Origin of the sequence: Halomonas sp. 3F2F, assembly GCF_014897805.1 — a bacterium.
In the GTDB taxonomy this organism is placed as follows: domain Bacteria; phylum Pseudomonadota; class Gammaproteobacteria; order Pseudomonadales; family Halomonadaceae; genus Vreelandella.
Genome location: NZ_JABUZE010000028.1, coordinates 1 through 17112, shown reverse-complemented (window position 1 = coordinate 17112; position 17112 = coordinate 1). Strand labels below are relative to the sequence as shown.

Here is a 17112-nt window from a genome sequence, read left to right as displayed (position 1 = left end):
TCAGCGCTCCTGATTTTTTAGCAGGAAAATAGATAGCCCCATGATCGTTGGTACCGCGATCAACAGTGGTATGAACAGGGCATAGAGGTCGCTAAGCCCCAGTGCTTTGCTGAACACACCGCGCGTGATGGTTAACATATGAGACGTGGGGTAGATGGTGCCAATGAAACGTCCCGCGCCGTCTAGTGAGCTGACCGGGTCGATCATTCCTGAGAATTGCACAGCGGGAATTAACGTGCCGATGATGGCGAAGAACATCGCTGCGATTTGGCTGCGCGTCAACGTCGAAGCGAGCAATCCCATGCCCGTTGCGATAATGCTGTAGATCACTACTGCTAACAGCAGCGTCAGGAAGCTGCCTTTGATGGGCACATCAAATAGCGTGACCGCGAGTAATGCCATTAGCAGAAAATTGATGATAGCGAGAGCGATATAAGGCAACTGCTTGCCGACTAGGAATTCGCTACGGGTGACGGGTGTGACGTAGAGGTTGATGATCGACCCTAGCTCTTTTTCCCGCACGACGGCCAGCGCGGTCAGCATCGCCGGTAGCATCATTAACAGAAGCGGGATGACTGCGGGCACCATGGCTGGCAGGCTCTGAACATCCGGATTGTAGCGAAAGCGGGTTTCGACATTGGCAGCGGGGGCAGTGACATTAGTCGTGGCTTGCGCTGCTTGCTCGAGCAGCCACTGTCGATGAATACCCTGCACGTAGCCGCGTGCGGTTTCAGCACGCTGGGGCATGGCACCATCAATCCAGGCGCCGATTTCAACCGGGCTTCCTCGCTTCACATCACGGCCAAAGCCAGGAGGGATTTCAATGGCCAGGGTGAGCTTGCCACTGCGCATGCGCTTGTCCATATCTGCGTAATCAATCAATGGCGGTTGCTCGATAAAGTAGCGGGAGCCGGCAAGATTCATCGCATAGCTATTGCTCAAGGTCGTCTGGTCGCGATCAAGGATGGCATAGCTGAGATCCTCTACGTCCAGGCTGATGCCGTAGCCAATGACTAACATCAGGATGAGTGAGCCAAGCAGGGCAAGAGTGCCGCGCACCGGATCGCGACGAAGCTCCAGCGATTCTCGCCAAGTGTAGCTAAGTAGACGCTGGAGACTAAAAGCGCTGTGTTTTACATTGTTAGGCACCGTGCTGGGCGATACTTTGGCCACTGGGGTGGGCGTTGCCTCAGGCGCTTCTTGGTTCTGTTCGTCGGCGCCTGCTTCGGTTAAATAGCCGATGAACGCCTCTTCCAGAGTCGCTGCTCCACGTTTTTTCACCAGTGCCGCAGGCGTGTCGCTATCGAGCACTTGACCGGCGTGCATCATCGACATGCGATCACAGCGCTCGGCTTCATTCATGAAATGGGTAGAAATGAAAATGGTCACCCGGTCACGGCGCGCTAGCTCAATCATCAGCCGCCAGAAGTTGTCGCGGGCAACGGGATCAACCCCAGAAGTCGGCTCATCCAGGATGAGTAGTTCGGGCTTGTGGACCATCGCCACCGCCAGGGAAAGACGCTGACGGATGCCGAGTGGCAAACTTTCCGGCAGGCTGCCGCGTACCTCTTGTAGGTCGAAGCGTTTCACCATCTCATCCACGCGGGTGGCTATCTCCGCTTGAGGGACCTGGAAAAGGCGGGCGTGTAAGATTAGGTTTTGCTCAACGGTTAGTTCGCCATACAGTGAGAACGCCTGGGACATGTAGCCCACACGGCGGCGGGTGTCGATATCGCGGGTATCCACCTGTTTGCCGAACAGCCACGCCTGGCCTTCACTGGCCGGCAACAGACCGGTAAGCATCTTCATGGTGGTTGATTTGCCACAACCATTGGAGCCAAGAAAGCCGAAAATCTCGCCACGCCGGATCCGAAAGCTGACGTGGTCGACGGCGACAAAATCGCCAAAGCGCATGGTGAGGCCCTTAGCCTCAATGGCGACTTCATCGTCATCTTGTGCCAACGGCGGAATATGCACTGGTGCGTAGTCGCGTTTTTTCTCTTCCGGTAGCAGGGCGATAAAGGCAGCTTCCAGGGAGTTACTGGCAGTACGCTCTAGCAATGCCGCTGGCGTTCCGGTAGCCAGAATTTTGCCGTCGTCCATGGCCACTAGCCAGTCGAAGCGCTGGGCTTCATCCATGTAAGCGGTCGCGACCACCACGCTCATCTGTGGTCGTTGGCGACGTATACGTGCGATCAACTCCCAGAACTGGGCGCGGGCCAATGGATCGACGCCGGTGGTTGGTTCGTCGAGGATCAATAAATCGGGGTCATGGATCAGCGCGCAGCATAACCCCAGCTTCTGCTTCATACCGCCGGAAAGTTTGCCTGCTGGGCGGCCAAGGAATCTGTGCAGCCCCGTACTACGGGTTAAATCGTCGATTCGGCGACGTCGTTCGGCATGCTCATGGCCGAAGAGGCGGGCAAAGAACTGTAGGTTTTCCTCTACTGAAAGCGTCGGGTAGAGGTTCTTGCCCAACCCTTGGGGCATATAGGCAATGCGCGGGCAGATAGTGTCGCGATGACGCTTGTTGGCCATATTGCCGCCGAGCACTTCCACTTGCCCTTCTTGGATCGCGCGTGCCCCCGCAATAAGCGCTAACAGGCTGGATTTTCCAACGCCATCAGGCCCTATCAGCCCAACCATGCTGCCCGCAGGGATTTCTAGATCGATGCCCGCCAGGGCAACCTGCTTACCATAGTGCAGCTGGATGGCTGATAGTATTACTACCGCTGGCGTAGGTGATGAGGGCGGTGTTGCTATCATTGTGGTACCCGAACAGCCAACTCAGCAGGCCACTCTGCGTCGGGGTCAAGCTTAACCCAGGCTTCCCCAGGGACACCGGTTTTAACTTGCTCAAGATGACGTTGTAGAAGGTCTCGATCAATCTGTGCTTTCACTCGGAACATTAATTTTTGTCGTTCCGAAGCGGTCTCTACCGTCTTAGGCGTAAATTGTGCCGTGCTGGCGACAAACGAGATGCGTGCCGGTATGACTAGGTCAGGTGCCGCATCCAGGATGATACGTGCCTCGCTGCCCAGCGCTACACGACCTGCTTGTTCGGCAGGTAAGAAGAACGTCATGTGTACGTCGCTAAGATCGACCAGGTTCAGCACTCGCCCTCCACCTGGAAGTACCTCGCCAGGCTGGGCAATACGGAATTGTACGCGCCCTGCACGAGGCGCAACCAACTGACTGTCGGTGATGTCTGCATCGATACGCGTGATGGTGGCTTCGGCGGCAGTAACCGCAGAGCGGGCGCCGGTCACCTGGGCGCGAGCCGCTGCGATGGCCGACTGGGCGGCATCCACCTGGGCGTTAGCGGCGGCAACGGCTGCTCGTGCACTATTGACCCGAGCACGATCATCATCAAGTTCTTGTGCCGAAGCGGCTCCTTCCCGCGATAAGGTTTCCGAGCGAGCCAAGCGGCGTTGAGCCGCATCAAGTTCACTTTCACGCTGAGTCACGACGGCCTGAGCGGCAAGATGGTCGCTTTGCCGCAGAGCAACCTGTGCTTCCGCACTGAGTACGGCATTGAGTGCTTGTTGATACTGGGCTCTTGCCTCATCGCGTTGCGCCTCCAGTACCTGGATCTGCATGCGCGCCAGGGGTTGACCAACGGTGACAAATTCGCCTTCATCGACCAGGACTGCGTCAACGCGTCCAGGAAGCTTGGTAGCGATATCGATTTCAGTGGCCTCGATACGCCCATTACCGCTAGCAAAGCCTTCCCCCAGGCCTTCGTCGCGTAATTCAGTCCAGTAATAGTAGCCTCCAGCAGCAATAAGGATTACCCCAGCGGCAAGGATCAGTTTCTTAAGCGAAGAGTGCATATTGCTAGGCCCTAATGTCATTCAGCATGAGGTGGAGTAAGAGCGGAAGTGCTTGTCACAGCAGCTGATCCGCCGCCGAGAGCCGTGTATAAGGCCACTCGGGCTGACAGCAGTTGGCGGCGAACTGCTAGCCGCTGCTGCTCGGCGGAAAGCAAGTCGCGCTGTGCATCCAGGACTTCTAGGTAGGGCACCGCACCGTTTTCATAGCGCAGCATGGCTAAGCGAGCACGCTCGCGCTGTACTGCTAACATGTCATTGGCAGTTTCTACTTGTTCAGCCAGCCAGTGGTTAGCAGCCAGCGCATCGGCAACATCACGGAAGGCTTGCTGGATGACTTGCTCATATTCGACTATGGCTTGTTCGTGGCGTAACTCGGCCAGCGTCAGGTTGGCTTTTCGGCGTCCGCTATCAAAAATGGGCAGTGACAGGGTGGGGGAAAAATTCCATGCCTGGCTATCAGTTCCTAGCAGGCCGTTCAAGTCAGCACTCGCCGTGCCCAAACTACCTGTCAGCGCGATACGTGGGAAGAAAGCCGCCCGCGCAGCGCCAATATTAGCGTTAGCAGAACGCAGTAGGTGCTCGGCAGCGCGAATGTCGGGGCGGCGGGTCATTAGCTCCGATGGCAGCCCCGGCGCGAGAGGGGGCAGAACATCATCCGCTATTTTATCCCCGTCACTTGTTACCTTTTCGATAGGTGAACCAACTAATAGCGCCAAGGCGTTGGCTTGCTGAGCATGGGCTTGCTCCAACTGAGCACCTAGTGCCTTGGCCTGCTGCAGCAACATTTCAACTTGGGTGAGTTCCAGTGGTGAAGTTGCGCCTACTTCAACGCGCCGAGTAAATATCCGCAGTGACTCTTGCCGACTGTCGATGGTGCGGCGGGCTAGGTCCAAGCGCAAATCTAGTTCCTGAAGACGAAAATAGCTGTCGGCAACCTGAGCGATTAGGCTGATTTCGGTGGCACGCCGCGCTTCGTCGGTGGCTAGGTACTGCTCGAGGGCAGCCTCATTAAGGCTGCGTATTCTCCCCCAGAAATCTAGTTCCCAGCTGCTAAAGCCGACGCCCGCCTGGAACTGATTGCCAATCCGCGTACGTCCGCTAGGGCTCAGGTCAGAGGGTGTGCGTGAACGCTCACCAGCAGCTTGCACGCCAAGTGTGGGTAGCAACTCTGCATGTTGAATACCATAGGCTGCACGTGCTTGCTCAACGCGCAATAAAGCACTTCGCAAATCATAATTAGTGGTCAGTGCCTGTTCGATCAGCGCTTGTAGCCTGGTGTCGGTGAAGTAGCTGCGCCAAGCAATATCAGCACCAGCAGCCGTTGTTGGCATGCCCCCATCTGGGTAAACATCGGGCAATGTTGCTGCTGGCACCGAGTGAGGGGGGGCCAGCGAGGTGCAGCCAGACAGGCCCAGGACTAGCAGCATGATCGCTAAATATGCCACCTTGTCTTGTTGCTTAGGGGCGGACCGATATTTCATGCGAATGACCGCAGGTAAGGGAGCGAACGTATTGGGCATCTGATTGGCCATGGCAAATAGAAAGGAGACCTCTCCGTGTCAAATGAGTCGATACAGTGCGTGTGTCTCAGCCTGGAAGGCGTCAGTATGGCAATGTTTGTTCTAGCATTTGTTGATGTAGGGCAAGAGGGCTAATGACGCAGCCACCGCATTCAATATCGGCTGCTTTCTGGTGAGTTGCAAATGCGCTTCTCACTATTGCGGATTACACTGGCAATGGGTAGCGAAAAAAACTGGTGAAACCCACGGAACGAGTGTAGATTCGCCGCCCGATTCTGCGGTTGGAGTTTTCTCCGGCCATGTGTTAGCCCTGAAGGGGGCTTTTATTCTGTGAGGCAAGAAGCGATATGTCGCGGCAACTGCTAGCCATGGCGTTAGCGCCCTTATTAGGGCTATTTATTCTTGGGATTGGCAATGGCTTTCTCGCCACGCTGATCTCCGTGCGGCTAGACGCTGCGGGTGAGTCGGCAACGGTGATAGGTATTGTCTCCTCGGCTTACTTTATTGGCTTAGCACTTGGCGCGCTATTCAATGACCGGCTGCTGCTGCGCATAGGGCACATTCGTGCATACGGTAGCTTCGCCTCGTTGGTCGCTGTCACGGTGCTGTTGCAAGGGCTGTTTTTCGACCCTTGGGCATGGTTTGCGCTGCGTTTAATTGGCGGCTGGGCCACCGTGGGCGTTTACTTAGTGATTGAGAGTTGGTTGCTGACATCAGGCGAGCAAAAAGTACGTGGCCGCTTGCTAGCGATGTATATGATCTCGCTATATGCCGCGGGCGTGATTGGGCAGTTGCTATTAGGCGTCACCAGTGCCATGGGGGTGACAGCGCCCTTTATGGTGATTGGCCTATTGGCATCGTTATCGGTGTTGCCCATGGCCATGATTCCGCGGGTGTCACCCATTATGGAGCACGCTGAGCCGCTACCGCCGCACCGCTTGATTACGATGACGCCAACCGGGGTAATGGGAAGTTTAGGGTCTGGCATGGTGGTGGCTGCCGCCTACACCTTGCTGCCATTGTATTTGCAACGCATTGGTATGAGCGTCAACCAGGTGGGGCAAATGATGGCCGTCGTGATTCTTGGCGCCATGTTGCTTCAGTATCCGATTGGACGCTGGTCTGACCGTCACGACCGCCAACTCGTATTGATCGCCATCAGCACTTTCTGTGTGGTGATTTCCGCGGCCATGATATGGCTTCCGATGTCGACCCCTTTACTGGCGGCGCTGCTGTTTTTACTCGGTGGCGGTGTCTTTGCGCTTTACCCGGTGGCGGTTAGCCATGCCGCTGACCGTGCTCCGGCGGGAGCGCTGGTACGTATGAGCCAGGGCCTGCTATTGATCAACTCTATTGGGGCTACCATCAGCCCGCTAATGATTTCTCCAGTAATGACAGCGATGGGCGATGCTGGGTTGTTCTGGGCGTTTGGCTCGCTGAGCCTGTTTTTTGTTGTATTTTTCAGCTGGCGACGCAGTGTGCGGCCTGCGCCAGTTCCTGTGGCTCCCTTTACACCGACAACGCCGATGACCGCAGCAGGTGCCGAGCTAGTGGTTACTGAGGAACTGATGCAAGGCGCGCTCGAGCATGAGCACCTGGAAGACCTTTCTGATGTTGTGCCTGACGTGGATGCTGTCGAACCCATCGTTGGCCCACCCTCAGAAGATCAAACTCATATTGTTTATTACGATGATGTGGAAACTGAGGCGCGTCGATAACCCGTGCTGGGAGTGGGTGAAACGTAGCCAAAAACGCAGCTAGCGGACTGACGTTAATTCAGCAGGTGAGACCTTGGGCTAATGGTGTGATGAAAGTAGTGAAACTACTATTCGTGATAGTGTTTTTACTAATTGCTATTTATCACCGATTTTCTCTGAGGTTTCGCCATGAATTATTATGCCGCGCCGGTACGCGATTTACGTTTTGTACTCGAAGAGCTACTCGCGCACCGCTCGCTTGCACTGCCTGGCTTCGAAGAAGCCACGCCCGACTTGGTCGAGGCGGTGCTGGAAGAGGCAGCAAAGCTTGCAGGCGATGTGTGGGGGCCGCTAAATAGTGTCGGTGATCGACAAGGTGCTAAGCGCCACACCGATGGCAGTGTCACCACCTCAGAGGGTTTCGCAGCGGCCTATCAGGCGTATGTAGAAGGCGGCTGGAACGGCATTGGTGTTTCGGAAGCGTTAGGCGGACAAAACTTACCTGAGGTGGTCGCCAGCGCTGTTCAAGAAATGCTTCACGGTGCCAATATGGCCTTGGGTCTTTGCCCTATGTTGACGGCAGGCGCGATCGAAGCGCTGGCGCATCATGGTAGTGAAACGCTAAAAACGACCTATCTCCCCAAGCTCGTTGAAGGTACCTGGACAGGTACCATGAACCTGACGGAGCCTCAGGCAGGCTCCGACCTGTCTAAAGTACGTACCAAAGCCATCCCTGAAGGCGACCATTACCGCATTAGCGGCCAAAAAATCTATATCACCTGGGGCGAACACGACGCCGCCGAAAATATCATTCACCTTGTGCTGGCGCGAAAACCCGATGCGCCCGAAGGCAACAAAGGCATTTCGCTGTTCCTAGTGCCGAAGTTCCTGGTTAACGCAGACGGCTCGTTGGGCGAGCGCAACGACGTCACCTGTGCCTCTATCGAGCATAAGCTGGGCATTCATGGTTCGCCTACCTGCACCTTAAGCTTTGGCGAAAACGACGGCGCTATTGGGTATCTGGTGGGTGAAGAGGGACGTGGTCTTAACCACATGTTCACCATGATGAACGAAGCGCGCCACAAAGTGGGTATTCAAGGTATCGGGGTGGCTGAGCGTGCCTGCCAGCATGCGTTTGCTTACGCCTTGGATCGCACTCAGGGGAGAGCGCCTAAATCTCGTGGTGGTAACGAATGCTCGATCAGCGACCACTTAGATGTGCGCCGGATGCTGCTCTCAATGCGCGCCCGCACCGATGCCCTTCGTGCTCTGGCGCTTTACTGCGCTGGCCAGCTTGACCTTGCCCGACACAGTGAAAGCGACAGCGAGCGCCAAGCTGCTCAGGCGTGCGCCGATGTGCTGATCCCTATCGTCAAAAGCTTTTCGACCGACCAAGCCGTGGATATCGCCTCAATGGGTATTCAGGTACATGGCGGCATGGGTTATGTGGAAGAAACGGGTGCCGCCCAGCTGCTTCGGGATGCACGCATCGCGCCTATTTATGAAGGCACGAATGGCATCCAGGCCCTCGATTTGGCGGGGCGTAAGTTACAGCGTGATGGTGGAGCCGCGCTATCTGCGTTAATTGATGAAGTGCAAAAAACCGCTGAGACAATGCGCTCAGAGCCTAACCTTGCAGTTATGGGCAGTGCGCTGGCGGTCGGTGCCGATGATCTGCGTGCCGCCATGCAGCTTGTGCTTGAGCAAGGCAGTGACCCGCAAACTGGCCCAGATGCAGTGCAGGCTTATGCAACGCCGTTGCTCAACCTAGCTGGCCATGTGCTATGTGCTTGGCAAATGGGCAACGCCGCACTTCACGCGACCAGAGCGCTGCAAAAAGGCAGCGATGAGCCGTTTTATCGCGTCAAGTTGTCCAGCGCCAACTTTGTTATCACCCAGTGGCTGCCTGCTGGCCGCGCGCAACGCGCGGTTATCGAAGCGGGTATGCAGTGCCTGAGTGATTTCGAATTAACACCATAAACCACCGACAAGCTTAAGTGCTTTAACCACTTATTTCCGCCGGCCCATTGGGTCGGCGGCTTACGTTAAGACGCAATGAAACGATCGTTTTAAAACGTATCGTTGTGCTTAACCGCGCCAGTGCGCCTGTGCGTATTGTTGCGCTGACTCTTTTTCCCGGTTCACAACAACATTAATGACTCAAACCAAGGAGTACTTCATGCAACTTAAGCACCGCCAGCACGGCGAAGAGCAGCCATATTGGCCCTTAGGGCCGTTTAAAGTGCGGCTCCCCTTTGTCCATTATCGCTGGGAAATGGCGGAGATGATTCAAGGACTCATCATGTTTGTGGTTAGTCTGGCGATGATTCCACTTTTAGAGCAGTACCTTGGTTTACCTTATGATGTTGCCTTGGCTTATGTGGTGGTGTGCGGCGTCGGCTTTATGCTCCCTGCGCTGTTAGGCGTGCCAATGGTGCCTGGTTGGATTACGCCTGCGGTGCCGGTGGTGTTAGCCTTCCTAGGAGATTTTGAGTCAGGCCCAGAGGCTATTCAGGCGCTGTTTGCACTTCAATTCTTGGTCTTTCTGATTTTCTTAATTTTAGGCGTCACTGGGCTGGGCCGTAAGCTGGTTCACTTGGTGCCTAACTCCCTCCAGGCAGGCATTATTATTGGTGCCGGTATTGCGGCTATTACTGGTGAAATACAGCAGGGCGGGCGCTTAGCTGAGACCCCGGTGTCACTGATCGCTGGTATGTTAATTGCCATATTTATGCTTTTTTCAGTGGCCTTTAAGCGCTGGGTAGAAGAACACGCGATCATGCGCAAAATTGCCAACTACGGCATGGTGCCAGGCATGATTATTGCGATCCTGGTGGCTTGGGCGATTGGTGAGTACCCGCGCCCTACTATTGAGTGGGGGATTACCCAGCCGAACTTCACCGAGATGTGGAACTACCTACCCTTTACGGTCGGCTTTCCTGGCGCTGATGTCTTTATGCTGGCCATACCCACCGCGGTGATCGCCTACGTCATCGCGTTCGGCGATATTGTCGTCGGGCGGACGTTGATGTCCCGTGTTGACCATATTCGTAGCGATGAAAAAATCGACTACAGCACGGATCGCATCCACCACGTCACCGCTATTCGTAACGGCATGCACGCTTTCTTTGCTCCCTATCCTGGTTTGGCGGGCCCGATCTGGACGGCCGTTACGGCCACCATGGCCGAGCGTTATAAAAATGGCCGCCATGCGATGGAATCGATTTATAGCGGCGGTGGCACTTTCTGGATTACCGGCTTTATTGCGCTGTTCACCCTGCCATTGGTCAGCATGTTTCAGCCGGTGTTGCCCATTGCGCTCTCGCTTACACTGCTGCTGACTGGCTATATTTGCTTAATGGTGGGTATTGAACAGACTAAAACCACTGCTGAGCGTGGCGTTGCAGGCACGATGGCCGTCGTTCTGGCGGTATATGGTGCAGGGTGGGGGTTAGCCGCCGGAGTCGTACTGTACGTGTTAGTGCAAAAAACAAATATGTTCGGGCGTGAGCCTTCGGCTACCCAAGACGCGGAAGAGCAAGATCAGCGCTAACGATAAAGATGACCAACACCAAAACGATCAACATAAAAGGTGATTTATGAACGCATCCATTTTTGAGCAGGGCATGCCGCCCACCGTTGCTAATCATGTACCGCTCTCTCCGTTGACGTTTATTGAGCGTTCGGCGGCGGTGTATCCCGATTACCCGGCGGTGGTGCATGGCACAACACGCCGCACCTGGGCAGAAACCTGGACCCGCTGTCGCCAATTGGCGTCGGCGCTTGAAAAACGCGGCCTTCAGCCCGGCCAAACGGTAGCGGCGATGTTGCCTAACATTCCGGCGATGTTTGAAGCCCATTTTGGGGTGCCTCTAGCTGGCTGCGTGCTCAATACCTTGAATATTCGCCTGGATGCCGAAGCAATCAGCTACATGCTGGCCCATGGTGAAGCGAAAGCCGTTCTTGTTGACCCTGAATTTGCACAGGTCATCAACGAAGCCGTTGCCTTATTAGACGATAAACCGCTGATTATTGACGTTTTCGATCTAGAGTTTTTAGGCGAAACTCAAGGCATCGGTGAGGTTGAGTACGAAGCATTGCTCGCTGAAGGTGATGCTGACTATGTCTACAAACTGCCTGAAAATGAGTGGCAAGCGATTTCACTGAACTACACCTCGGGCACCACGGGCAAGCCCAAAGGGGTGGTTTACCATCACCGTGGCGCCTACCTAAACGCGGTCAGCAATATCTTAGAGTGGGCCATGCCGCATCATCCGGTCTACCTCTGGACCCTGCCGATGTTCCACTGTAACGGCTGGTGTTTCCCCTGGACAATTGCCGCCAACGCCGGTGTTAGCGTGTGCCTGCGCAAAGTTGATCCAAAGCGGATCAACGACCTGATTGTGGATGAGAAGGTCACGCACTTCAGCGGTGCGCCGATTATACTGAACGGCCTTGTCAACCTGCCTGCTGATCAGAAGCGTGAATTTGATCATCCCGTTAAAGTGACCACTGCCGGTGCCGCGCCGCCTGCATCAGTGATTGCTGGTGTAGAGAAACTCGGTATTGAAGTGACCCATGTGTATGGGTTAACCGAGGTTTATGGCCCGGTGACGGTGTGCGCTTGGCGTGAATCGTGGAATGAGTTGCCGTTGGAAGCCCGTGCCAAAATCAAGGCGCGCCAAGGGGTGCGTTACCACATGCTTGAAGCGCTTTGCGTCGCCGATCCGTTGACCCTTGAGCCCGTCGCGAAAGATGGTGAAACCATCGGTGAAATTTTGATGCGCGGCAACAACGTAATGAAGGGCTATCTGAAGAATGCCGAAGCCACTGAGAAAGCCTTAGAAGGAGGGTGGTATCACACCGGCGATCTCGCAGTTTGGCACGCGGATGGCTACATCGAAATTAAAGACCGCTCTAAAGACATTATCATTTCTGGCGGTGAGAATATCTCCACTATCGAAGTAGAAGATGCCATTTATAGCCACCCAGCGGTAGAGGAAGCCGCCGTTGTGGCCAAGCCCGATGAAAAGTGGGGCGAGACTCCATGCGCGTTTGTTAAATTAAAAATCGGTTATGGTGAAATTACCGAAGCCGACATTATTGCTCATTGTCGAGAGCACTTAGCGAACTTCAAAGTACCGAAGACCATCATTTTTAGCGAACTGCCAAAAACGTCAACGGGCAAAATTCAAAAATTTGTTTTGCGCGAAGAAGCGAAACAGAAATGATTCAGGGGATACAGAACGATGAGTGAACAACCAATCGGTGTAGTGGGAGCAGGCACCATGGGGCAGGGGATCGCTCAGGTCGTCGCTGCCAGTGGTTTTACGGTTCGTCTCTTTGATGTTGCCGATGAGCAGCTTACCCGCGCCCAAGCCAATATTGATAAAGGCCTTGGCAAGCTGGTCGCAAAAGAAAAAATGAGTGAGCCAGCTAAGCAGGAAGCGCTGGCGCGGCTTTCCACGACCACTGATCTCGAAGCATTGAGTGACTGCGGTATTATTATTGAAGCCGCACCAGAACAACCCGCGCTGAAAGAAAAGCTGTTTCGTGATCTGAGTCATTTAAGCAGCGATGCTATTCTTGCCTCTAACACTTCGTCACTCTCGCTAACGCGGTTGGCCGCTGTGTGTGAGCGACCCGAGCGGGTAGTAGGCATGCACTTTTTCAACCCCGTGCCGGTGCTCAAGTTAGTGGAAGTGATTCGTGCCGAGCAGACCTCTGACACCACCGTTGAGCGCATAGAAGCGTTGGCAAAGGCGCTGGGTAAAACAGCGGTACCGATTGGTGATTCGCCAGGCTTTGCGGTTAATCGCTTGTTGGTGCCGATGATTAACGAAGCCGCTTTTATTGTTCAAGAAGGAACCGCAACGCCAGAGGCCATCGATGAAGCGATGAAGCTTGGCGCTGCCCATCCAATGGGGCCGTTGGCGCTGGCGGATTTGATTGGCCTTGATGTTTGTCTGGCGATCATGAACGTGTTGCAGGAAGGCTTTGGTGATCCTAAATATCGCCCCTGCCCGCTGCTAAAGCGCATGGTAGATGCGGGGTATCTGGGACGTAAGAGCGGTCGCGGATTTCATATATACGAGTGAGCACGCGTAAGCGCATCAGGTCAGTCAAGCGCGACAAAAGAAGTGATTGCCTACCAACCAAGCGTTCGCTAGGGTTGGTAGGTGTTCACTTTAAATGCGTAATAACAATTAAGGAGCCTGTATGAGCGATGCAGTGATTGAAAAAGTTGATAACGACGGTGTGGTACGCCTAACGATTAATCGCCCTAAGGCATTGAATGCACTGAATAGTGATGTGCTGAGTGCCTTAGAAGCTTATCTTGTGGAGCTTGAAACGCATCCACGTTTACGCGCTGTCATCATTACCGGTGCTGGTGAAAAGTCGTTTGTTGCCGGTGCTGATATCACCGAAATGCGCGATAAAACGCCAGAAGAAGCGCGTGCTTTTGCTACCCAGGCACTGCGTACTATTAAGCGCTTAGAAACGTTGCCCGTGCCGGTGGTCGCGCTAGTGAACGGGTTTTGCCTTGGCGGCGGCTGCGAATTGGCGTTGGCCTGCGACTGGGCGGTAGCTAGCGACAACGCTGTCTTTGGCCAGCCAGAAGTGTTGCTAGGTGTGATTCCTGGCTTTGGTGGCACCCAGCGTTTGCCGCGCCGTGTTGGCCCCGCGATGGCGATTGATCTAGTAACTACTGGCCGCAAAATCGATGCTCAGGAGGCGCTGCGCATTGGGCTAGTCAACCGAGTCATGCCCCAAGCTGAGCTTGAAAGCTATGTAGAAGAGCTCACCAAGCAACTTAAAGGCAACGGCCCGCTGTCAGTACGCGGCGCGAAGCAAGCCGTTCACGATGGGTTAGATCAAGACCTTGATAGCGCTTTGGCGCTGGAAACCAGCCTGTTTGCGCTCTGTTTTGCCGGCGAAGAGCAGAAAGAGGGCATGGGCGCTTTCGTTGAGAAGCGTAAACCCAACTTCTAAGCGTTCACTCATTCAATTTTACTTCTTTAGGGGGTGGCGCTTGCGCTACCCCCGTTTTATTCTCAGGCTTACTATCTTAACTCTCTATGGAGTTGCCACGATGCAATGGGCCGCGTTTATCCTCGCCGCGCTTGGTTTTGCTTACCTACCCGGACCTGCGATGTTGTACACCGCAGCGCAAACGCTGGGGCGAGGCCGACGGGCAGGATGGTTAGCGGTTATCGGTGTGCATATCGGTTGCTACGTCCACGTTATTGCTGCCGCGCTAGGCTTGGCGCTACTGTTTGCGGCTATTCCGCCAGCTTACATTGCGATGAAGGTCATCGGTGGGCTTTACCTGCTCTGGATGGGACTGCGCCTCTGGAAGCAGGGCATCCGCTCCCATGGCGATGACGTTCCACTGGCAACCACTAAGCGCGTACTGCGTGACAGCTTTCTGGTGGAAGTGCTCAACCCTAAGACGGCGCTCTTCTTCGTAGCGTTTCTACCTCAATTTGTTCAGCCCGATAGCGCCATACCAGTGGCATGGCAACTGCTTTGGCTCGGTATCGCCACCAATGTGCTGTTCTCTTCTGCAGATGTCATGGTGGTGCTGCTGGCTAGCCCTCTGCGGGAGTGGCTACAAAAGTCCCATGGCTCCTCCAGATTGATTCAACGTATTGGCGGCGGCGTATTAATGGGATTAGGAAGCAATACCCTAGCTCAGGCGGCGCGTTAAGAGTGGCTGCTGATTCATGTCCTTTACCAGGAGCGCTGCATGTTTGACCTATATATTGCCAACAAGAATTACTCGTCTTGGTCGCTGCGCCCTTGGGTGCTAATGAAGGCGTTGAATATTCCCTTCAATGAACACGTCATGCCGTTTGAAGGCGGTGTTGGTGAGAGCAATGCCACCTTTAGGCGTTTTTCACCCTCTGGCTTGGTGCCATGCTTGGTGGATTCAGATGTCGAGGTAGCGGTATGGGACTCGTTGGCCATTGTTGAGTATCTGGCTGAAACGTACCCTGATGTGTGGCCGGAAGACAAAGCGGCACGCGCCTGGGCGCGTTGTGCCAGTGCCGAAATGCACAGTGGTTTTAGTGCACTGCGCAATGAGTGCTCAATGAATTGTGGCGTGCGTGTTGCGCTAAAAGAGCGTTCAGTAGGCCTAACCAATAATTTGGCACGACTAGACACGCTATGGCTGGAAGGCCTTGAACGCTTTGGAGGCCCCTTTCTGGCAGGGGAGCAGTTGTCTGCTGTTGATGCGTTTTACGCCCCAGTTGCGTTTCGGGTGCAGACGTTTAGTCTGCCGCTGAGCGAAGTATCACAGGCTTATGTTCAGCGTCTGATTGCACATCCGGCGATGGAAGAGTGGTACCAAGCCGCCTTGGCAGAAACCTGGCGTGAGCCGATGCATGAGCAGGACACGATTAAAAACGCCGCCTTATTAAACGATTACCGAGCGGTATAGCGCAGTGTCGCCCCTGTGTTTCGATAAATCCGCTACACTGACGCAAATTTTAGATGGATATTTCCAATGGCGTTGAGTGCTACCCCTTACAAAGTTGATGTCAACCTGACCGACCTTGATCGCAATGTCTATGAGACACTGCGTTTTACCGTGGCTCGGCACCCTTCTGAAACCGAAGACCGGATGTGCGCACGTTTAATCGCCTACCTATTGTGGTACAGCGAAGCGCTCGCTTTTGGTCGTGGCCTTTCCGATGTGGACGAACCCGCCTTGTGGGAAAAAAGCTTGGATGGCCGCGTGCTGCATTGGATAGAAGTCGGTTTGCCAGATGCCGAGCGTCTTACTTGGTGTTCACGCCGTGCGGAGCGGGTGTCACTATTAGCTTATGGGCGAGTAGATCTTTGGGAAAATAAAGTGCTACCGGCGGTGGCATCGCTCAAGAATGTGCATGTAGCAGGGCTACCGCAAGAGGCACTTGCTACTATCGCAGAGGGTCTGCCACGGTCCATTAACTGGGCAGTCATGATCAGCGACGGCTCGCTGTTCATTACCGATGAAAATGGCCAGCATGAAGTAACTCCTCAGTGGCTTCTCCGTGAGCGTTAGAAAGTTCAAAGCTAGCGAGTGGCCATGCTGTGGCGACGTTTTTTCCACGACAGGATGTCGAGATAGGCAGTGAGTTAGCGATGTAGATAGCAAGAAAGTACGCTTGCTATCTATTCGTGCCATTACATACAATCATTCATGTTTGTTAATAATTGATCGCTCTTGCTTTCCCCAATACTCAAGGATTGAGCCGTGAATAATACCTCTGCTCTAGGCAGGAAGGTGCTGCTTGTTATTTTACCGTTAAGCCTAATGCCCGCATTGGCCGCGGCTAGCGATAGCTCCCTGTCGGTAAAGTTTGCAAATGATGGCCTTGCCAGCAGCGATGACGGCCATTTTACCAGTGGTTTTGAGCTTAACTGGACCTTTACGCCGCAAGAAGCAAGTTGGGTGCAACGCCTTGCGACAGCGTTGCCCGATAGCCTTATCGGCCAAGCGGATAGGGCGTCTTACCGTTTGATTCACCAGATTTATACGCCGAACAATATCGAGCGCCGCGCGTTGATCGAGGATGATCGCCCTTATGCAGGTCTTGTCTACGGCGGAGTGTCGCTCTATGAAGACGTGCCGATGGGGCAATGGACGCAAGCGACCGATTTACATCTCGATATTGGGCTCGTGGGGCCATCCTCCCTTGCTGACAGTATTCAGCGCGAAGTACACCTAGTCACCGATAGCGATCGTCCTCGAGGCTGGCAAAATCAGCTGGGCGATGAGGCGCTGGTGAATTTAACCGTTCGTCGCCAATGGTGGAATGACATACCACTAGTCGGTAAACAGTTCTCCCACGGGCCCAGTGTGGGGGCAGCGTTAGGCAACTTATATACCTATGCTAGTGCTGGCTATAGCGTACGCTGGGGAGATGATGCCGAAGGTATTCCTGCGCTGACACCCAACCCGGGTAGCCGTCATCTAATGAGTGGCCATCGTGGGTGGCAGTGGTATCTGTTTGCAAATGTAGAAGGCTTGATCTGGCAACAGTTTTCCGGACACTTTTTTAAGCGGCTGCA

At 54.5% G+C, this 17112-nt stretch carries 13 protein-coding genes; 10 read left to right on the top strand and 3 right to left on the bottom strand.

Annotated elements, in window-relative coordinates; genetic code table 11:
- The 3 genes from rbbA to INT21_RS02565 are packed head-to-tail and all read right to left on the bottom strand — an operon-like array spanning position 1 to position 5353.
- Positions 1 to 2766, bottom strand: coding sequence for a ribosome-associated ATPase/putative transporter RbbA (gene rbbA, locus INT21_RS02575; protein WP_193084824.1), 2766 nt, complete (start codon positions 2764 to 2766; stop codon positions 1 to 3).
- Positions 2763 to 3833, bottom strand: coding sequence for an HlyD family secretion protein (locus INT21_RS02570; RefSeq protein ID WP_146942677.1), 1071 nt, complete (start codon positions 3831 to 3833; stop codon positions 2763 to 2765). Before INT21_RS02570 ends, rbbA begins: the two co-directional genes overlap by 4 nt.
- A 17-nt stretch (positions 3834 to 3850) precedes the next feature.
- Positions 3851 to 5353: an efflux transporter outer membrane subunit gene (locus tag INT21_RS02565; protein WP_193060896.1), complete on the bottom strand. Its 1503-nt coding sequence runs from the start codon at positions 5351 to 5353 to the stop codon at positions 3851 to 3853.
- A 347-nt stretch (positions 5354 to 5700) separates the two neighbouring features.
- Between INT21_RS02565 and INT21_RS02560 the strand changes: the two genes are divergently transcribed.
- The 10 genes from INT21_RS02560 to INT21_RS02515 all read left to right on the top strand — a co-directional run.
- Complete coding sequence (locus tag INT21_RS02560; RefSeq protein WP_193060895.1) at positions 5701 to 7071, top strand: MFS transporter; 1371 nt, start codon at positions 5701 to 5703, stop codon at positions 7069 to 7071.
- Between the two features lie 168 nt (positions 7072 to 7239).
- Entirely contained in the window at positions 7240 to 9030 is a 1791-nt protein-coding gene (locus tag INT21_RS02555; protein WP_193060894.1) for an acyl-CoA dehydrogenase, read from the top strand.
- A 199-nt stretch (positions 9031 to 9229) separates the two neighbouring features.
- Complete coding sequence (locus INT21_RS02550) at positions 9230 to 10603, top strand: solute carrier family 23 protein (RefSeq protein WP_193060893.1); 1374 nt, start codon at positions 9230 to 9232, stop codon at positions 10601 to 10603.
- A gap of 46 nt (positions 10604 to 10649) precedes the next feature.
- Complete coding sequence (locus INT21_RS02545) at positions 10650 to 12281, top strand: acyl-CoA synthetase (protein WP_193060892.1); 1632 nt, start codon at positions 10650 to 10652, stop codon at positions 12279 to 12281.
- Positions 12282 to 12299: 18 nt separating this feature from the next.
- A complete protein-coding gene (locus INT21_RS02540; protein ID WP_120385545.1) occupies positions 12300 to 13148 on the top strand; it encodes a 3-hydroxybutyryl-CoA dehydrogenase in 849 nt (282 codons plus the stop codon).
- A 121-nt stretch (positions 13149 to 13269) separates the two neighbouring features.
- Positions 13270 to 14043, top strand: a complete 774-nt coding sequence (locus INT21_RS02535) for an enoyl-CoA hydratase-related protein (protein WP_038482272.1) — start codon at positions 13270 to 13272, stop codon at positions 14041 to 14043.
- Positions 14044 to 14143: 100 nt separating this feature from the next.
- Positions 14144 to 14761, top strand: coding sequence for a LysE family translocator (locus INT21_RS02530; RefSeq protein ID WP_193060909.1), 618 nt, complete (start codon positions 14144 to 14146; stop codon positions 14759 to 14761).
- Between the two features lie 39 nt (positions 14762 to 14800).
- A complete protein-coding gene (locus INT21_RS02525; RefSeq protein ID WP_193060910.1) occupies positions 14801 to 15496 on the top strand; it encodes a glutathione S-transferase family protein in 696 nt (231 codons plus the stop codon).
- Between the two features lie 66 nt (positions 15497 to 15562).
- Entirely contained in the window at positions 15563 to 16102 is a 540-nt protein-coding gene (locus INT21_RS02520) for a YaeQ family protein (RefSeq protein WP_193060911.1), read from the top strand.
- Positions 16103 to 16294: 192 nt separating this feature from the next.
- Positions 16295 to 17112 (top strand): lipid A deacylase LpxR family protein (locus INT21_RS02515; RefSeq protein WP_193084823.1); only part of this gene is annotated, 818 nt, incomplete at its 3' end.

Excerpts from the sequence above, each read along its gene's own strand:
- rbbA (WP_193084824.1), bottom strand. The coding sequence starts at position 2,766 with ATGATAGCAACACCGCCCTCATCACCTACGCCAGCGGTAGTAATACTA.
- INT21_RS02570 (WP_146942677.1), bottom strand. The coding sequence starts at position 3,833 with ATGCACTCTTCGCTTAAGAAACTGATCCTTGCCGCTGGGGTAATCCTT.
- INT21_RS02565 (WP_193060896.1), bottom strand. The coding sequence starts at position 5,353 with ATGCCCAATACGTTCGCTCCCTTACCTGCGGTCATTCGCATGAAATAT.
- INT21_RS02560 (WP_193060895.1), top strand. The coding sequence starts at position 5,701 with ATGTCGCGGCAACTGCTAGCCATGGCGTTAGCGCCCTTATTAGGGCTA.
- INT21_RS02555 (WP_193060894.1), top strand. The coding sequence starts at position 7,240 with ATGAATTATTATGCCGCGCCGGTACGCGATTTACGTTTTGTACTCGAA.
- INT21_RS02550 (WP_193060893.1), top strand. The coding sequence starts at position 9,230 with ATGCAACTTAAGCACCGCCAGCACGGCGAAGAGCAGCCATATTGGCCC.
- INT21_RS02545 (WP_193060892.1), top strand. The coding sequence starts at position 10,650 with ATGAACGCATCCATTTTTGAGCAGGGCATGCCGCCCACCGTTGCTAAT.
- INT21_RS02540 (WP_120385545.1), top strand. The coding sequence starts at position 12,300 with ATGAGTGAACAACCAATCGGTGTAGTGGGAGCAGGCACCATGGGGCAG.
- INT21_RS02535 (WP_038482272.1), top strand. The coding sequence starts at position 13,270 with ATGAGCGATGCAGTGATTGAAAAAGTTGATAACGACGGTGTGGTACGC.
- INT21_RS02530 (WP_193060909.1), top strand. The coding sequence starts at position 14,144 with ATGCAATGGGCCGCGTTTATCCTCGCCGCGCTTGGTTTTGCTTACCTA.
- INT21_RS02525 (WP_193060910.1), top strand. The coding sequence starts at position 14,801 with ATGTTTGACCTATATATTGCCAACAAGAATTACTCGTCTTGGTCGCTG.
- INT21_RS02520 (WP_193060911.1), top strand. The coding sequence starts at position 15,563 with ATGGCGTTGAGTGCTACCCCTTACAAAGTTGATGTCAACCTGACCGAC.